15 protein-coding genes are annotated in these 15267 nt (G+C 67.6%); 12 read left to right on the forward strand and 3 right to left on the reverse strand.

Annotated elements, in window-relative coordinates; all coding sequences use genetic code 11:
• Positions 1-39: 39 nt before the first annotated feature.
• A complete protein-coding gene (locus tag LC062_RS15320; RefSeq protein ID WP_224911903.1) occupies positions 40-765 on the forward strand; it encodes a DUF1223 domain-containing protein in 726 nt (241 codons plus the stop codon).
• A 169-nt stretch (positions 766-934) separates the two neighbouring features.
• Positions 935-1822, forward strand: a complete 888-nt coding sequence (locus LC062_RS15325) for a cation diffusion facilitator family transporter (protein ID WP_224911904.1) — start codon at positions 935-937, stop codon at positions 1820-1822.
• A gap of 30 nt (positions 1823-1852) precedes the next feature.
• Here the strand turns inward: LC062_RS15325 and LC062_RS15330 are convergent, their stop codons facing one another.
• Positions 1853-3007, reverse strand: a complete 1155-nt coding sequence (locus LC062_RS15330) for an ATP-binding protein (protein ID WP_224911905.1) — start codon at positions 3005-3007, stop codon at positions 1853-1855.
• 232 nt (positions 3008-3239) lie between these two features.
• On the opposite strand from LC062_RS15330, the gene LC062_RS15335 reads away from it, so the two are divergent.
• Entirely contained in the window at positions 3240-4193 is a 954-nt protein-coding gene (locus tag LC062_RS15335; protein WP_224911906.1) for an AEC family transporter, read from the forward strand.
• Here the strand turns inward: LC062_RS15335 and gluQRS are convergent.
• The gene (gene gluQRS / locus LC062_RS15340; protein WP_224911991.1) at positions 4188-5063 is read right to left on the reverse strand and encodes a tRNA glutamyl-Q(34) synthetase GluQRS; all 876 of its coding nucleotides are present in this window, start codon (positions 5061-5063) and stop codon (positions 4188-4190) included. The two genes, LC062_RS15335 and gluQRS, sit on opposite strands and share 6 nt — an antisense overlap.
• A gap of 97 nt (positions 5064-5160) precedes the next feature.
• Here gluQRS and LC062_RS15345 point away from each other — a divergent pair, with 97 nt between their 5' ends.
• The 3 genes from LC062_RS15345 (at position 5161) to LC062_RS15355 (ending at position 7293) form a co-directional block, all read left to right on the forward strand.
• Positions 5161-5817 carry a DNA-3-methyladenine glycosylase family protein gene (locus LC062_RS15345; protein WP_224911907.1) on the forward strand — a complete coding sequence of 219 codons (657 nt, stop codon included), beginning with the start codon at positions 5161-5163 and terminating at the stop codon, positions 5815-5817.
• Complete coding sequence (locus LC062_RS15350) at positions 5814-6533, forward strand: 4'-phosphopantetheinyl transferase family protein (RefSeq protein WP_224911908.1); 720 nt, start codon at positions 5814-5816, stop codon at positions 6531-6533. Before LC062_RS15345 ends, LC062_RS15350 begins: the two co-directional genes overlap by 4 nt.
• 115 nt (positions 6534-6648) lie before the next feature.
• Complete coding sequence (locus LC062_RS15355; RefSeq protein WP_224911909.1) at positions 6649-7293, forward strand: CoxG family protein; 645 nt, start codon at positions 6649-6651, stop codon at positions 7291-7293.
• Between the two features lie 235 nt (positions 7294-7528).
• Here LC062_RS15355 and LC062_RS15360 read toward each other — a convergent pair whose 3' ends face one another.
• Positions 7529-8191, reverse strand: a complete 663-nt coding sequence (locus LC062_RS15360; RefSeq protein WP_224911910.1) for a TetR/AcrR family transcriptional regulator — start codon at positions 8189-8191, stop codon at positions 7529-7531.
• A 129-nt stretch (positions 8192-8320) separates the two neighbouring features.
• Between LC062_RS15360 and LC062_RS15365 the strand changes: the two genes are divergently transcribed.
• From LC062_RS15365 to LC062_RS15390, 6 genes are all read left to right on the forward strand, one after another.
• On the forward strand, positions 8321-9196 hold the full coding sequence (locus tag LC062_RS15365) for an FAD binding domain-containing protein (protein WP_224911911.1): 876 nt from the start codon (positions 8321-8323) through the stop codon (positions 9194-9196).
• Positions 9189-9698, forward strand: a complete 510-nt coding sequence (locus LC062_RS15370) for a (2Fe-2S)-binding protein (RefSeq protein WP_224911912.1) — start codon at positions 9189-9191, stop codon at positions 9696-9698. The genes LC062_RS15365 and LC062_RS15370 overlap by 8 nt, the downstream gene beginning before the upstream one ends.
• A complete protein-coding gene (locus LC062_RS15375; RefSeq protein WP_224911913.1) occupies positions 9692-12067 on the forward strand; it encodes a xanthine dehydrogenase family protein molybdopterin-binding subunit in 2376 nt (791 codons plus the stop codon). Before LC062_RS15370 ends, LC062_RS15375 begins: the two co-directional genes overlap by 7 nt.
• Positions 12068-12154: 87 nt before the next feature.
• On the forward strand, positions 12155-13231 hold the full coding sequence (locus tag LC062_RS15380; RefSeq protein WP_224911914.1) for a C4-dicarboxylate TRAP transporter substrate-binding protein: 1077 nt from the start codon (positions 12155-12157) through the stop codon (positions 13229-13231).
• Positions 13232-13312: 81 nt separating this feature from the next.
• Complete coding sequence (locus LC062_RS15385; protein WP_224911915.1) at positions 13313-13906, forward strand: TRAP transporter small permease subunit; 594 nt, start codon at positions 13313-13315, stop codon at positions 13904-13906.
• A gap of 39 nt (positions 13907-13945) precedes the next feature.
• Positions 13946-15265, forward strand: coding sequence for a TRAP transporter large permease (locus LC062_RS15390; RefSeq protein ID WP_224911916.1), 1320 nt, complete (start codon positions 13946-13948; stop codon positions 15263-15265).
• Positions 15266-15267: the final 2 nt, after the last annotated feature.

The following is a 15267-nucleotide window of genomic DNA, read 5'->3' on the forward strand; positions in this document are numbered from 1 at the left end:
GGATCCGGCCTTCCCGCCCGCGAACCGATGATCCGTCTCATGCGACAGGCTCTTGTCTTCACCCTTTGCGCTGCGCTTGCCGCGTTTGCCGCCACAGTGCCGGCGGCGGCTACCGAGCGGCCGCGGGCGGTGGTGGAGTTGTTCACCAGCCAGGGGTGCTCCTCCTGCCCGCCGGCGGATCGGCTGTTCTCCGAACTTGTCGGCCGCACGGATCTGGTGGCGCTGTCCTATTCGGTCGACTACTGGGACTATCTCGGCTGGAAGGATACGCTCGCCACGCCGGCCAACAGCGCCCGCCAGCGGGGCTATGCGGAGGCGCGCGGCGACCGGGCGGTCTATACGCCGCAAATGGTGGTCAACGGTGCCCGGCATCTGGTCGGCAGTGACCGGCGGGCGCTGACGCGCGGGCTGGCCGAGGCAGATGCGCTGCCGGCGCGAGTGGAGCTGAAGCGCCAGGGCGATCTGATCGAGATCCATGTGACCGGCGAGTTGCCTCCGGCGGTGCGGATGGCGACGGTGTATTTTCTCGGTATCGGCAGGCGGGTCGAGGTGGCAATCGGCCGGGGCGAAAATACCGGGCGCAGGATCGCCTATTCCAATGTGGTGCGCGATATCCGCGCGGTCGGCATGTGGGAGGGCGGCCGCGCGGTCTTTCGCCTGCCGGTGAGCGAGGTGCGCAAGAGCGGCGCGTCCAACTGCGCGGCGCTGGTACAGGTGGAGATCCGGGGGCGGCCGGGTCCGATCCTCGGCGCCGGGTTCCTCTGAGACGGGCGGTTGTGCCCGTTTTCCCCCGTCGCTTTCGTTTTTTCCGCCGGCGGCTTTGTGTTCGCCGGTGAAGATGCTAGGCCTTTGCCGCTGGCGGAACACCGGACGCGGGATGTGCGGTTCGAACGTTCCGGTCCCGGGCATCCGTGGCGAACGAGGGCCGCTTTCCATGACTTTCAGACTGCGCATCGCCCTTGGGAGCATCGCCATCGGGCTCCTTGTGCTCGGCTTGAAATTCGTCGCCTACTGGTGGACCGGATCGGTGGCGCTTTATTCCGATGCGCTGGAGTCGGTCGTCAACGTGGCTTCGGCGGTGGCGGCCTTCGTCGCTGTCTGGTTTGCCTCCAAGCCGGCGGACAGCAATCACCCTTACGGGCATGACAAGGCGGAGTATTTCGCCGCCGTTCTGGTCGGCGTGATGATCGTGCTCGCTGCCCTGTCGATCGTGCGCGAGGCCTGGCTTGCCTATGTGGCGCCGCAGCCGGTGATCTTCTCCGCCGAGGGCTTGCTGATCAACGGTGCGGCAAGCCTGATCAACGGCGCCTGGGCCTTCGTGCTGATCCGGGTCGGCCGGGCGCATCGCTCGCTGGCGCTGGTGGCCGATGGCAAGCATCTGGTCACCGATGTGGTGTCCTCGGTCGGGGTGCTGTTCGGTGTGGTGCTGGTACTCCTGACCGGCATTCAGGCGCTGGATTCCCTGCTGGCGGGCATCGTCGCCCTCAACATTCTCTGGTCCGGCTGGGGTTTGATGAAGGAATCCGTCGGCGGGCTGATGGATGAGGCGGTGGCGCCGGCGCTGCAGGAGCGGATCCGCGAGATGATCTCCACGGCGGGCGAAGGCGCGCTGGAAGCCCATGACCTCAGGACCCGCTCGGCTGGCCACGTGGTGTTCGTCGACTTCCATCTGGTGGTGCCGGGCACCATGACCGTGGAAACCGCCCATGACATCTGCGACCGGATCGAGGAGGCGATCTCGCGGGATGTGCCCGGAGCGCGGACGACGATCCATGTGGAGCCGGAACACAAGGCCAAGCACGCGGGCATCGTCGTCGTCTGAGCCCACGCGCCGCGCATGGCCGCGCCGCGGTCAGCCGGCCAGCGCCTCCGCCGGCCTGGCCGGGGAAAAGCGGCGCAGCAGCTCCAGCACCTGGCGGGGGGCGACCGGCTTGGCAAGCACCGCGTCGAATCCGGCCGCTTCCAGTTCCTCGCAGGCAGGATCGGCGGTGACGGCGACCACCGGCAGGTTCGGCTGTGCCGAGCGGCTGCGGATCCGGGACAGGGTGGCGTAGCCGTCCATCTCCGGCATGTGAATATCCATCAGGACGAGATCGAAGGTGCCGGCGGCGAGCCGGTCCAATGCCTCACGGCCGCTTGCCGCCAGCATCGCGTCGCCGCCAAAGGACCGCAGCACGGTGGCGATCACCTCGCGACCGGCGGAATTGTCATCCACCACCAGATAGCGCCGTCCGGTCAGCGGGGCCGCGTCGGTTTCCATCCTGGCCTGAGGTTCAGCAATGTCTCCGGTGTTCTCCTCCGGCGGCGCCTTGGTGACGCTGGCCAGCGGCAGGGTCAGGCGAAAGCGGCTACCGGCGGCGGTGCTTTCCACCAGATCGAGCCGTCCGCCGGCCAGCGCCGCGGCCCGGGCCGCGCTCCACAGGCCCAGACCGGTCCCGGGCGCGGTGCCGTCGGCATTGCCCGCGCGGGCGCGCGGTTCGAAGATCCAGGCGGTTTCCTGAGGCGGAATACCGATGCCGGTATCGGCGATCTCCACGATCAACCGGTCGTCCTGCCGCCGGGCGTCGAGCCTGAGCCCGCCTTCGGGGGTGTATTTCACCGCATTGTCGATGAGGGCGGAGAGGATTTGCCGCAGAGCCAGCGGCTCCGGGATCCGATCCGCCTGAAGGGCCGGGGCGATGTCCACGCCCAGGGTGAGCCCCCGGGCGCGGGCATGGCCGGCGAAAAGCTCCGCCACGCCGGCGATCAGCGGGCCGGCGGCCTGCGGTCCGGGCGGCGGCGCGCCGATCAGATCGCCGGTCATCTGCAGCATGGCGTCGATGGCGGCAATCAGGGTTTCCAGTGCGGCGGATTGGCGGCGGGTGGTCGGTTCGCAGCCGATCATCTCGGCCGCCGTGCGCATGGCGGCAAGCGGGGTGCGCAGGTCATGAACCAGCGCCGCCTCGCGCTCGGTGACGCTGCCCGGGCCGCTACCCGCCGACATCGGGCCTTTGTCCTGCTTGTTCATTCCGCTTTCATCCGGTCTCTGGCCCCTTGCAACGGGGCATCCGCACAGGGCTGTGCCCCAGGGGGACTTTTGCCGCTGCGGGCAGCGGAATCAAGACATTCCATCGCTCATCCGGCCCTCAGTGGTTCGGCCCTTGCGTCCTGCGCGGCCAGGTTTGAAGGCGCCGGCACCGGAGGGCGCGCTCGGCGCGCGGCTGCTTGCCGTCCGCCCCGCCCCATGCGAAAGAGCGGGGATGGTTCAGCAAATCCTTGCCATCGTGCTGCCGGTCTTCGCCCTGATCGGCCTTGGTTATCTTGCCGCCCGCAGTCGGCTGCTCGATCCGTCGATTGGCGACGCGCTCGGTCAGTTCGTGTTCGTCATCGCCATTCCGGTGCTGATCTTCCGCACGCTGGCCACCAGCTCGCTCGATGGGGCGTCGCCCTGGGGGCTGTGGATCTCCTATTTCACCGGTGTCGCGGTGATCTGGACGGCGGGCACGCTGCTCGTCCGGCTGGCGTTCGGCCGCGACGCCCGCGCCGGGGTGATTGCCGGCATCTCCGCCGGCTTCGCCAACACGGTTCTGGTGGGCATTCCGCTGATCACCGCCATTCACGGCGAAGAGGGGCTGGTGCCGCTGTTTCTCCTGATCTCGGTGCATCTGCCGGTGATGACCATTGCCTGTGCGGTGCTGATGGAGCGGGCGGCGGTGCTCGATGGCACCCAGGCGCCGAAGCCGCTGGGCGGCGTGCTGCGCGAGATCGGCGCCAGCCTGGCGACCAACCCGATCGTGATCGGCATCCTCGCCGGCGGCGCCTGGCGGATCCTCGGCTGGCCGGTCGAGGGCATTCTTGCCGATGTGCTTGGCCGCATCGCCGGGGCGGCGGTGCCGGTGGCGCTGTTCTCACTGGGCATGAGCATGGTGGCCTATGGGGTGCGCGGCAACATCGGGCCGGCGGTGCTGCTGAGCGCCCTGAAGCTGGTGGCGATGCCGGCGGTGGTTTACGTGATGGCCGCCCATGTGGTCGGCATGTCGCCGCTCTGGGTGTCGGTGGCAACCCTGATTGCCGCCTGCCCGACCGGGGTCAACGCCTTCCTGTTCGCCGCCCGCTACGGCACCGGCCATGCCATGTCGGCCAATTCGATCACCTTCACCACCGCTGCCGCCGTGGTGGTCACCGGCGGCTGGATGGCCTTCCTCGGCCTATAGGCCGACCCTCCGGCGAATGTCATCGGGGCTGGCCCCGCTTTCGCGCAAGGCGCCGAGGGCGGTGTCGCCGCGCGATTTCGACAGTTTCCGTCCCGTCTCGTCCAGCACCAGACGGTGGTGATGATAGACCGGCTGCGGCAGGTCCAGAAGCTGTTGCAACAGCCGGTGGACGGCGGTGGCCTGGAAGAGGTCCTGGCCGCGCATCACATGGGTCACCCCTTGCGCGGCATCGTCGATCACCACGGAAAGGTGATAGCTGGTGGGCGTATCCTTGCGCGCCAGCACCACATCGCCCCAGCGGGCCGGATCGGCGGCAATGCGCCCGCGCTCCCCGTCCGGACCGGCGCCGGTCTCCTCCCAGAAGAGCGGCCCGCCCGCCAGCCGCAGCGCTTTTTTCATGTCGAGCCGAAGGGCGTGACCGGTGCCGGCCGCGATCCGCTGGTGCAGCGCCTCGGGGCCAAGCACGGCGGCATCGCCGGGATAAAGCGGCGCGCCATCGGGATCGCGCGGCCAGAGCCTGCCCGCTGCCTCTGCCTGGGCAACCGCACCGGCGATTTCCGCCCGGGTGAGATAGGCCGGGTAGACCAGCCCAAGGGTGGTCAGCCTGTCGAGCGCGGTGCGATAGTCGGAGAAATGGTCGCTCTGGCGGCGGACGGGGGTTTCCCAGTGAAGGCCAAGCCAGGCAAGGTCGGTGAAGATGCCCGCTTCCAGCTCCGGCGTGCAGCGGGTCCGGTCGATATCCTCGATGCGCAAGAGGAAGCGGCCGCCAGTTGCCCGCGCCGCCTCGAAATTGAGGATCGCCGACAGGGCATGGCCGAGATGCAACTGGCCGTTGGGGGAGGGGGCGAAGCGAAAGACGGGCGTGGTCATGGTCATGGTCTTTCCGGTAAAACGATGAGCGGGTCAATGGCCGCGACGCCTTGCGGTGGGCGGCACGGCTTGGCGGGGACATGGGAAAGGATCGGCGATGCAGGTGATCGCCACGCAAGCGGATCTGGTGGAGGGGCTTGAGCGGCTGCTGGCGCTCGATCCGCGCCTTCACCCGGTCGCGCGGGTTGCCGGTCCGCTGCCCTTGCGCCGGCAACCCGCGGATCTTGCCGGGCTGGTGCAGATCGTCACCGCGCAGCAGGTCTCAGTCGCAAGTGCGGCGGCGATCTTTCAGCGTCTGACGCTGCTGATCGATCCGTTCGAGCGGGACACGCTGGCGCGCCTTGAGGATGCGGAGCTGGGCGCCGCCGGCCTGTCGCGGCCAAAGATCCGGACCTTGCGCGCGGTGGTCGCGGCACTGGACGAAGGGCTCGATCTTGCCGGGCTCGCCGGCTGTCCGGCGCAAGACGCGCATCGCCGGCTATGCGAGATCCGGGGCATCGGCCCCTGGACGGCGGATATCTTCCTGTTGTTCTGCGCCGGGCATCCGGACATCTTTCCCTCCGGCGATCTGGCCTTGCGCGAGGCGGTGCGGCAGGCCTTCGAGATGCCCGAACGCCCGGTGCCAAAGGTGGTCGACGGGCTGGCGGAGCGCTGGGCGCCGGTGCGCGGCATCGCCGCCCGGCTGTTCTGGTCCTACTATCGGGCGGTCTCCGGACGGTCCGGGTTGCCGGTTGCGGCGGCGGGGGCGGAATGAGCGGGGGCGGCCCGGTGCGCGGCGTGGCCGGCTCTGGTGTGGGGCAGCGCCTGTTCGCCGACTGGGCCGGGCAGGTCCACGTGGTCGAGGATCGCGGCTTCCGACTGGCCGAGCCGCTCTTTGCGGAGGAGGAGGCGGCGATCGTGCGGGCGGTTCCGCTGCGCCGGCGCGAGTTCATCGCCGGCCGAACGGCGGCGCGCCGGGCGCTGGCCGGGCTCGACATTGCCCCCTGTCCGATCCCGGTGGCCGCCGACCGGGCCCCCTGCTGGCCGGGGGGCGTGGTGGGCAGCATTTCGCACAGTCCGGCGCTGGTGCTGGCCGCCGTGGCGCGGGAGCGGGAGATTTCGGCGCTCGGGGTCGATGCGGAGGTGGTGGCCCGGCTGGAGCCGGAGATCATCGCCGCCGTGTGCACCGAGGAGGACCGCCGCTTCCTCGCTGGCGGAAGAGGCCGGCTGGCCGGGATCGGGCCGCTTCTGGTGTTCTCCGCCAAGGAGGCGTTCTACAAGGCGTTCTATCCGCTCCATCGCCGGTTTCTCGACCATGATGCGGTGGCGATCCGCTTCTTTGCCGCGCCCGGAGGCGAGACGGGCAGCTTCCGGGTGATCGCGCGGGAGCCGGGTTTGCGGGCGAGCGGCTTTGCCGACAGGGTTGCCGGGCGCTGGGCGCTTGCCGGCGATCACGTCTATGCGGCGGCGGTGGTGCCGGGTCCCGGGTAGGAGCTTGAGTTTCATCAGGAAAATGACGCAGGAACGCGAGCGTGGTCTGGCATCCTCTTGCGCTTGATCTTTTATTTATCGTTTGATAAATAAAGGCGAAACTTGGGAGGATGCGATGAAGCTCGACGGGACCTATGAAGTAGATGCGCCGGCCGCGGTTGTCTGGGAGGCGCTGACGCGTGCGGACAGCCTGTCGCGGATCCTGCCGGGCTGCGATCATCTGGAAGAGACCGGCGAGAACCGGTTCGCCGCCGTGGTTTCGGTCAAGGTTGGGCCGATCCGCGCCCGGTTCCGGGGCAAGGTGGCGCTGACCGATCTGGTCCAGCCTGTGTCCTTCCAGTTGGCGGGCGAGGGCGATGGCGGCGCCTCCGGCCATGCCAAGGGCACGGCGCGGATCGTCCTGCATCCGCTCGATGACGGGGCGCGCACCCGCATCGCCTATGAGGCCGAAACCAATATCGGCGGCAAGCTCGCCGCGCTTGGTGGGCGCCTGGTGGAAGCGGTTTCGGCGCGCAATATCGAGCTGATGATGCAGGGGCTGGCCCGGGAAGTCGCCACCGCCTGCGACGGCGCGTCGGAGGCTCCCGGCGCGGCTCCGGCGGTCTCTCGTGCCATCACTGCCCGTGCGCCTGTCTCAGCGGCAAGCGAACCCATGCTGGCGGCGCTGCTGCGCCAGGGGCGTCTCCAGACCGGATTGCTGGCGCTGATCGCCGCGCTGCTGCTGGGGCCGGCGCTCGGTCTCTGGTCGTCGGGGTTCTGAGCCCGAACCGATACGGTTGATCCATCCGAATGGACGTCGATGCCCCGCGCCTCGGCGCCATCCTGGCCCCCGAGCCGGGATCGGCGAGCCGAAAGATGCAGGTTTTTAAGGGATTGGAGCCGATACGCCGTGCCTCTCCGGTCCCGGATCTCCGCTGGCGCTGCGTCCGGGAGGACGCGGCGCGTGAGGCGATGTCATCGCATTCAGGCGGGGGGGCGCACGGGGCTCGCGCGGTTCAGTCGAGCCGGTCGGCGAGGATCGCTGACAGCGCCGCCGGTGCGCCCTCCAGGAAGGCGGTCACGGCGGTCTCGACGATGGTGTCGCTGTCCTCCATCACCGGGATGCCATAGACCCACTTGCGGATGCCGCGATAGATGAAGGTGCCGTGGAAGGACCAGACCAGGTCGCGCTCCGCCTCGTCGAGGGGCAAGGTGTCGGGATCGGGCAGGCCGGCCTCGAAGCGCATTTCCCGGCACAGCGGTTCGATGATCTTCTCGCGGACCTGGTCGAGGTAGCGGCGGTTGAGGCTTTCTCCCTTCATGCCGGCGAGGATCAGGATGCGCACCCATTCCCGGTTGTCGATCACCTCGGCATATTCGCCGTAAAGGCGCAGCAGCCGCTGCCGGATCGGCTGCGACCGGTCGGTGATCAGGCTTTGCCAGTTTTCCTTCCAGCGGCCGACGAACACATCCTGATAGACCCGCTCGATCAGCGCTTCCTTGCTGGAGAAATAGCGATAAAGCAGCGGCTGGGTGATCCCCAGCCGTTTCGCAAGCTCGCGGGTCTGGCCGCCGAAACCCTGTTCGGCGAAAAACCGAATGGCCTCGTCGACGATCTGCCGTTCCCGCTCCTGCGGGGACAGCCGCTTCTTTTCGCTCATCGCCTGATCACGTCCCATCTGCGTCTTCCCCGTTCCTATCGGCTGGCCTTCCCGGCAGCAAGCGCGGCGAAAAACCGGATTGACATTCCGTCGCGGCGGTGATGGTATTTATCAAACGATAAACAAATAAACCGCGGGGAGGAAGCGATGAAGGCTGCGCCATTCGATTATGTGCGCGTCTCCAGCCTCGATGAACTGGGCGAGCTTGCCGCTGCCTATGGCGACGACGCCCAGGTGATCGCCGGCGGGCAGAGCCTCGTTCCGGCGATGGCCATGCGCATGGCGCGTCCGAAACTGCTTCTCGACCTGTGCGATCTGCCCGGCCTCGCCGATATCCGCCTGACCCCGGACGGCCTCGAAATCGGAGCGATGGTTCGCTATTTCGAACTGGCCGGCTCGCCGCTGGTGGCTACCCACGCGCCGCTCGTCAGCACCGCCGTGCCGCTGATCGCCCATGAGGCAATCCGCTCGCGCGGCACCCTTGGCGGCAATCTCGCCCATGCGGATCCGGCCTCGGAAATGCCGGCGGTGATGCTGGCGCTTGGCGCGGTGATCACCGTCGCCGGCAGTACTGGCGCGCGGCGGATCCCGGCGGCGGAGTTCTTCATCGGCACCTATGAGACCGCCTTGCGGGCGGGCGAGATCATCACCGCCATCACCCTGCCGGTCGCGCTCGCCGGCCGCCGGGTCGCCATCGACGAGGTGGTGCGCCGTTCCGGCGACTACGCCGCCGTCGGCGCGGCCTTTGCCATCGATCTGGAGGGGGAGACGGTCACGGGCGCCCGGTTGGCGTTCTTTGCCGTTTGCGACCGGGCGGTGCTGGCGCACAAGGCCGCCGCCGCCCTGTGCGGCCAGCGGCTCGGGGAAATCGATCCGGCGCCGGTGCTGGCGGCGCTGGCGCAGGAGATTGCCCCGGTCGCCGATCTGCACAACCGGGCCGAGACCAAGCGCCACCTGATGAAGGTGCTGGCCGGCCGCCTTTTGCAGCGCCTGCTGAGCGGGGAGAAAAGCACGCATGGATAGTCTGTTTCCGGTCACGCTGACCCTGAACGGCGTCATCGCGACCCATGAGGTTTCCCAGCGCACCACGCTGGCCGATTTCCTGCGCCAGACGGTCGGGCTGACCGCCACCCATGTCGGCTGTGAACACGGGGTGTGCGGCGCCTGCACCGTGTTCGTCGACGGGCGGATCGCCCGGGCCTGCCTGATGTTCGCCATCCAGGCGGAGGGGAGGGACATTCGCACGCTGGAAGGCTTTGCCGGCGACCGGCGGATGGAGGTGCTGCAACGGCATTTCCACGAGCGCAACGCGCTGCAATGCGGCTTCTGCACCAGCGGCATGCTGGCCACCGCCCATCAGCTTCTGGAGGGCTCGCCCGATCCCAGCCGCGAGGAGGTGCGCGAGAGCCTTTCGGGCAATTTCTGCCGCTGCACCGGCTATCACGCGATTGTCGATGCGACCCTCGATGCGGCGGCGGAGCTGAACGCCGCCACTGTGGCACCGGAGGCCGAGCCCGCATGCTGAAGCCCGATCCTGCCAAGCAGCGCGATGGTGCCTATGTCGGCCAGCCGGTGCCGCGCGAGAACGCCCGCCGCCTGTCGCAAGGGCGGGGCCGCTATGTCGATGACATCGCCTTTCGCAATCTCGCCCATGTCGCCTTTGTCCGCAGCCCCCATGCCCATGCGCGGATCCTGTCGATCGATACCTCGGCGGCGCAGGCGCTGCCGGGCGTGGTCGATGTGGTCACGGGAGAGGAGATGAAGGGACTCTGCACCCCCTGGGTCGGGGTGCTGGCGCATTTTCCGGGGCTGAAATCGGCCGAGCAATATCCGCTCGCCGTCGATGTGGCCCGCTGGCATGGTGAGCCGGTGGTGGCGGTCGTCGGCGAAAGTCGGGCGCTGGCCGAGGATGGCGCCGATCTCATCGAGGTGGAGTGGGAAGAGCTGCCGGCGGTGGTCGACGCCGAGGCCGCGCTTGCCGGCGACGTGCCGGCGATCCATCCGGAGCTGGGCGACAACCGGGCGTTCCGGCTGGAGGTCGGGCAGGGCGATACCGCCAGCGCCTTCGCCGAGGCGGCGGTAATCGCCGAGGAGGAATTCCGCTTCGGCCGGCACACCGGCCTGACGCTGGAGCCCCGGTCCATCGTTGCCGATTTCGATCCCTCGCTGCGCCAGATGACGGTGCATCACTCGACCCAGACGCCGTTCCAGATGCAGGATGTGCTGGCCCGGCATTTCGGCCTTGAGGAGGGCAATGTGCGGGTGATCGCCCCGGATGTCGGCGGTTCCTTCGGGCTGAAGCTGCATGTCTATGGCGAGGAAATGGCGGCCTGCGCCCTGTCGATCCGCCTCGGCCGTCCGGTGAAGTTCATCGCCGATCGGCTGGAGGCGTTCCAGACCGACATTCATGCTCGCGACCACCTTGTGAAGGCGCGCATGGCGCTGTCGCGGGACGGCGAGATTCTGGCCATGGAGGTCGATGACCTGACCGGGATCGGCCCCTATTCGGTCTATCCGCGCACCAGCGCGGTGGAGGGCAACCAGGCCATTCGCCTGATGGGCGGCCCCTACCGGATGCCGAACTATCGCGGCGAGCTGAACATCGTCTTCCAGAACAAGACGCCGATGTGCCAGTACCGGGCGGTCGGGCATCCGATTGCCTGCGCGGTGACCGAGGGGCTTCTGGACAAGGGCGCGCGGGCGTTGAAGCTCGACCCGCTGGCGGTGCGCCAGCGCAATGTGGTCACCGCCGACATGTATCCGCACACCTCGCCCACGGGCTATGTGTTCGAGCGCTTGTCCCACGAGGAATGCATTGCCAGTCTCGCCAGCCTGATGGACTACGAGCGGCTGCGGCGGGAGCAGGCCGAGGCGCGGCAGCGCGGTGTCTATCGCGGCATCGGCCTTGCCACCTTCATCGAGATCACCAACCCCGGCCCGGCGTTCTACGGCGTCGGCGGGGCGCGGATTTCCGCGCAGGATGGCTGCGTGATGAAGATGGAGCCCTCCGGCGACATCCGGGTGATGGTCAGCGTCACCGAGCAGGGGCAGGGCACCGAAACGATCATGGCGCAGGTCGCGGCCACCCATCTCGGCGTGCCGCTGGAGCGGGTGTCGGTCTATACCGGCGATACCCAGACCTCCCCCTATGGCGGGGCCACCTGGGCCTCGCGCGGCGCCGGCATCGGCGGTCCGGCGGTGATGAAGACGGCGCTGGCGCTGAAGGCCAATCTCCTGGAAACGGCGGCGGTGATCCTGCAGGCGGAGGCCGGCGATCTCGACATTCGCGGCGGTGCGGTGGTCAATCGCAAGGATGGCACCCAGCGGATGGAGCTCGCCGAACTGGGGCGGATCGCCTATTTCCGGCCGGACACGTTGCCCGCCGATTTCCATCCCGAGATGACCGCCGCGCGCCACTACGTGCCGCAGGGCTATCCCTTCGCCTTCACCAACGGCATCCAGGCCTCGCATCTGGAAGTGGATGTGGAGACCGGGCTCGTCCGGCTGCTCGATCACTGGGTGGTGGAGGATTGCGGAAAGGTGATCAACCCGCTGCTGGTGGAAGAGCAAATCCGCGGCGGCGTGGTGCAGGGGCTTGGCGGGGCGCTGTTCGAGGAATGTCTCTACAGCCCGGAAGGCCAGCTCCTGTGCGGCACCATGGCCGATTACCTGACGCCGATGGCCGGGGAAATGCCGGACATCCACATGGCGCATGTGGAAACGCCGACGCTGACCTCACCGCTCGGGGCGAAGGGGGTTGGCGAGGCCGGAACCGCCGCCGCGCCGGCGGCGGTGATGAACGCGATCAACGATGCGCTGTCGCCGTTTTCGGCGGAGGTCACGCAGATGCCCTTCACCCCGGAACGGATCCTGACGGCGCTGGGCAAGGTGTAACGAGGGACCCGCAACACGGCGGTCTTGCAGATAAGACGGGGCGCCAAAGACCCCGAACATGAAACGGACGCGAACGGAGGAAATGCCATGAACGGAAGAAGCCTGATTGTCGCGGCGGCCGCCTGGCTGGCGCTGCCGGTGGCCGGGGCCTCGGCGACGGAAACCATCAACCTGACCATTGCCTCGAGTCATCCGCAGACGATCCACTGGGTCGGGGTGATGGACCGGGTGTTCAAGCCGGCGGTGAACCGGCTTCTGGAGGAAAAGGGCTCGGATTATCGCGTCGCCTGGACCGAGGCCTATGGCGGGTCGCTCTACAAGTACCGAGAGACCCTGAGCGCGGTTGCCAACAACATCACCGACATCGGCTGGATCGGCACCTTGTGGGAAAGCTCGGCCCTGCCGCTGCAGAACGTCACCTATTTCGCGCCCTTCGCCACCGACGATCTCGGCACGGTGCTGTCGGTGGTCGACAGCATCCAGGAGGAGTTCCCGGAGATCAAGGCGACCTGGGAAAACAATGACGTTGTGTTCCTCGGCGGTGCGGGTACGGACAGCTACGACCTTCTGACCACGTTCCCGGTCAATTCCGTTGCCGATCTTGAGGGGCGCAAGATCTCCGCGCCGGGCGTGTCGGCAACCTGGCTGGAAGGCACCGGGGCGATCCCGGTCGATGGCGGCCTGACCACCTACTACACCGACATCCAGACCGGCGTTTCGGAAGGCACCCTGTCGTTTGCCACCGGCATCCTGCCGACCAAGGTGCATGAGGTCGCCCCCTACATTACCCGGGTCAACATCGGCGCGATGTATCTCGGCGCGGTCGGCATGAACAAGGACCGGTTCGACAGCATGCCCGCCGAGGTGCAGGAGGCGATCCTTGCCGCCGGCAAGCTCTACCGCGATGCGCTGGCCAAGGAGATCACCGAGAACAGCGCGGCGGCCATGGCGCAGATGGAAAAGGAAGGCGCGAAGATCAGCACCCTTCCCGAGGCCGAGCGCCGCAAGTGGGTCGAGGGCCTGCCGGACATCGCCGCCAAATGGGTGGAGACCAACGAGGCCGCCGGGCTTCCGGCCGGTCTGGTGATGAAGGAATACATGACGCGCCTGCGCGCCGCCGGTCAGGAGCCGGCCCGCGACTGGTCGGCGGGTCTGTCCAACTGATCGTCTGCGGTCCTTCGCCGGGTGGGGGCGTTCCCCTCGTGGCGGAGGACCGAAGCGCCTTTGAAGCGAAGGGAGGGTCGGATGACCGTTGAGGCCGGGGAAGTCGGGGCACGGGAAGTTGGGGCACGGGAAACGGGACGCGCCCGCCCGCTGGCGGGGCCGGGCCTGCCCTATCGGCTCCTGGAACTGGCCCTGACCGGGCTCGCCTGGCTCGGCGGGCTCTGGCTTGTCGGGCTGATGCTGCTCATCTGCTGCGATGTGATCGGCCGATCCTTCTTCAATGCGCCGATCACCGGCGTTGCTGAGATCGCCGCCTTTTCGGTGATCGGCATCGTCAGCCTGCAGCTTCCCGAAACAGTGCTGCACAACCGGCTGACGCGCACCGATCTCCTGATCGAACCGTTCGGCAAGTGGCTGCCCCGGGGCGCCGAGCTGCTGGAGGGGCTGTTCGCCCTTGCCGGGCTTCTGGTGTTTGCCGTGATCTTCTACGGCAGCCTCGGCTTCCTGCAGAAGAGCCTTGCCTCCTCCGAGTTCTACGGCGTGCAAGGGGTGTTCACCTTCCCGACCTGGCCGGTGCGGCTGATCCTGGTGATCGGCACCGGAGCGTCGATCGTCGCCTTTCTGGTGCGCGTTCTCGTTCATCTTCGTGCCTGCCGCACGGGCGTGCGCGCCTGATCGCGCCGCGCCAGCCTGACTGATAAGGAGACCTTCGCGGTGAGCGCACTGGAAATCGGCCTCGTCCTGATCGGATTGCTTCTGCCGCTGATCCTGATCGGCCTGCATATCGGCATCGCCCTGATGCTGTTGTCCTTCGTCGGCGTCTGGATGATGCGCGGCAATTTCGAGCTGGCGACCAAGCTGGTGTCGCTGACCGTCTATGGCGGCATTTCCGACTACATCTTCGCCACCATTCCCATGTTCGTGCTGATGGGGCTCCTGATCAGCATTTCCAATGTGGGCAAGGACACCTTCGATGTCGCCGAATGGGCGCTGCGCAAGATCAAGGGCGGGCTCGGCGTGGCGACGGTGCTGTCGAACACCGTGTTCGCCGCCGTGACCGGCATTTCCATCGCCTCGGCGGCGGTGTTCACCCGGGTCGCCGTGCCGGAGATGATCCGCCATGGCTACCAGCCGAAATTCGCCGTCGGCACGGTGGCCGGCAGCTCGATCCTCGGAATGCTGATCCCGCCCAGCCTGCTGCTGATCATCTACGGGGTGCTGGCGGAGGAATCCATTGGCCGCATGTTCGTCGCCGGCGTCATTCCCGGCCTGCTGATGGCCGCCGCCTTCATGGCGATGATCCTGATCGCCGCCCGTGTGGCGCCGGACACGGTGATCGTGCCCGGACACCAGGTACGGGTCGACCATCACGAGACGCTGGGCTCGGCGACGGTCAAGCTCATGCCGCTGGTGGCGCTGGTGGTTCTGGTGCTGGGTGGGCTTTACAGCGGCTATTTCACCCCGACGGAAGCCGGGGCGGTGGGCGCGGCCGGTGCGCTGGTGGTGACCGTGCTGCGCCGCCGGCTCACCGGCGAGAACAGCCGCCAGGTGATGCGCGAGACCGGCTATATCTCGGTCGGCATCCTGTTCCTGCTGATCGCCGCCGGCATGTATTCGCGGATGCTGACCATGGCCGGCATTCCGATGGAGGTGGGCAATCTGATCGCCCATCTGGGGCTTGGCGTCTACGGCTTCCTGGCGGTCTATATCTTGTTGGTGCTGCTGCTCGGCATGATCCTCGACAGCACTTCGATCCTCCTGATTGTCGTGCCGATCGCCGCGCCGATCGCCAAGTCCATGGGGCTCGATCTGATCCATTTCGGCGTAATTTCGGTGATCGCGGTGGAGATCGGCCTGCTGACGCCGCCGTTCGGCATCTCCGCCTTCACGGTGAAATCCTCGCTCGATGATGACAGCATCAAGGTCGAGACCATCTTCCTCGGCGCCTTGCCCTATGTGGCGATCATGCTGCTGGTGCTGGCCTTCATCGTCGTGGTGCCCGGTTCGACCACCTGGCTGGCCCGTAGTTTTTAGGA

This window comes from Stappia indica, assembly GCF_020177335.1.
GTDB classification, from domain to species: Bacteria; Pseudomonadota; Alphaproteobacteria; order Rhizobiales; family Stappiaceae; genus Stappia; species Stappia indica_B.

Excerpts from the sequence above, each read along its gene's own strand:
- LC062_RS15375 (WP_224911913.1), top strand. The coding sequence starts at position 9,692 with ATGCTGAAGCCCGATCCTGCCAAGCAGCGCGATGGTGCCTATGTCGGC.
- LC062_RS15320 (WP_224911903.1), top strand. The coding sequence starts at position 40 with ATGCGACAGGCTCTTGTCTTCACCCTTTGCGCTGCGCTTGCCGCGTTT.
- LC062_RS15360 (WP_224911910.1), bottom strand. The coding sequence starts at position 8,191 with ATGGGACGTGATCAGGCGATGAGCGAAAAGAAGCGGCTGTCCCCGCAG.
- LC062_RS15325 (WP_224911904.1), top strand. The coding sequence starts at position 935 with ATGACTTTCAGACTGCGCATCGCCCTTGGGAGCATCGCCATCGGGCTC.
- LC062_RS15335 (WP_224911906.1), top strand. The coding sequence starts at position 3,240 with ATGGTTCAGCAAATCCTTGCCATCGTGCTGCCGGTCTTCGCCCTGATC.
- LC062_RS15330 (WP_224911905.1), bottom strand. The coding sequence starts at position 3,007 with ATGAACAAGCAGGACAAAGGCCCGATGTCGGCGGGTAGCGGCCCGGGC.
- LC062_RS15365 (WP_224911911.1), top strand. The coding sequence starts at position 8,321 with ATGAAGGCTGCGCCATTCGATTATGTGCGCGTCTCCAGCCTCGATGAA.
- LC062_RS15370 (WP_224911912.1), top strand. The coding sequence starts at position 9,189 with ATGGATAGTCTGTTTCCGGTCACGCTGACCCTGAACGGCGTCATCGCG.
- LC062_RS15350 (WP_224911908.1), top strand. The coding sequence starts at position 5,814 with ATGAGCGGGGGCGGCCCGGTGCGCGGCGTGGCCGGCTCTGGTGTGGGG.
- LC062_RS15385 (WP_224911915.1), top strand. The coding sequence starts at position 13,313 with ATGACCGTTGAGGCCGGGGAAGTCGGGGCACGGGAAGTTGGGGCACGG.
- gluQRS (WP_224911991.1), bottom strand. The coding sequence starts at position 5,063 with ATGACCACGCCCGTCTTTCGCTTCGCCCCCTCCCCCAACGGCCAGTTG.
- LC062_RS15355 (WP_224911909.1), top strand. The coding sequence starts at position 6,649 with ATGAAGCTCGACGGGACCTATGAAGTAGATGCGCCGGCCGCGGTTGTC.
- LC062_RS15380 (WP_224911914.1), top strand. The coding sequence starts at position 12,155 with ATGAACGGAAGAAGCCTGATTGTCGCGGCGGCCGCCTGGCTGGCGCTG.
- LC062_RS15345 (WP_224911907.1), top strand. The coding sequence starts at position 5,161 with ATGCAGGTGATCGCCACGCAAGCGGATCTGGTGGAGGGGCTTGAGCGG.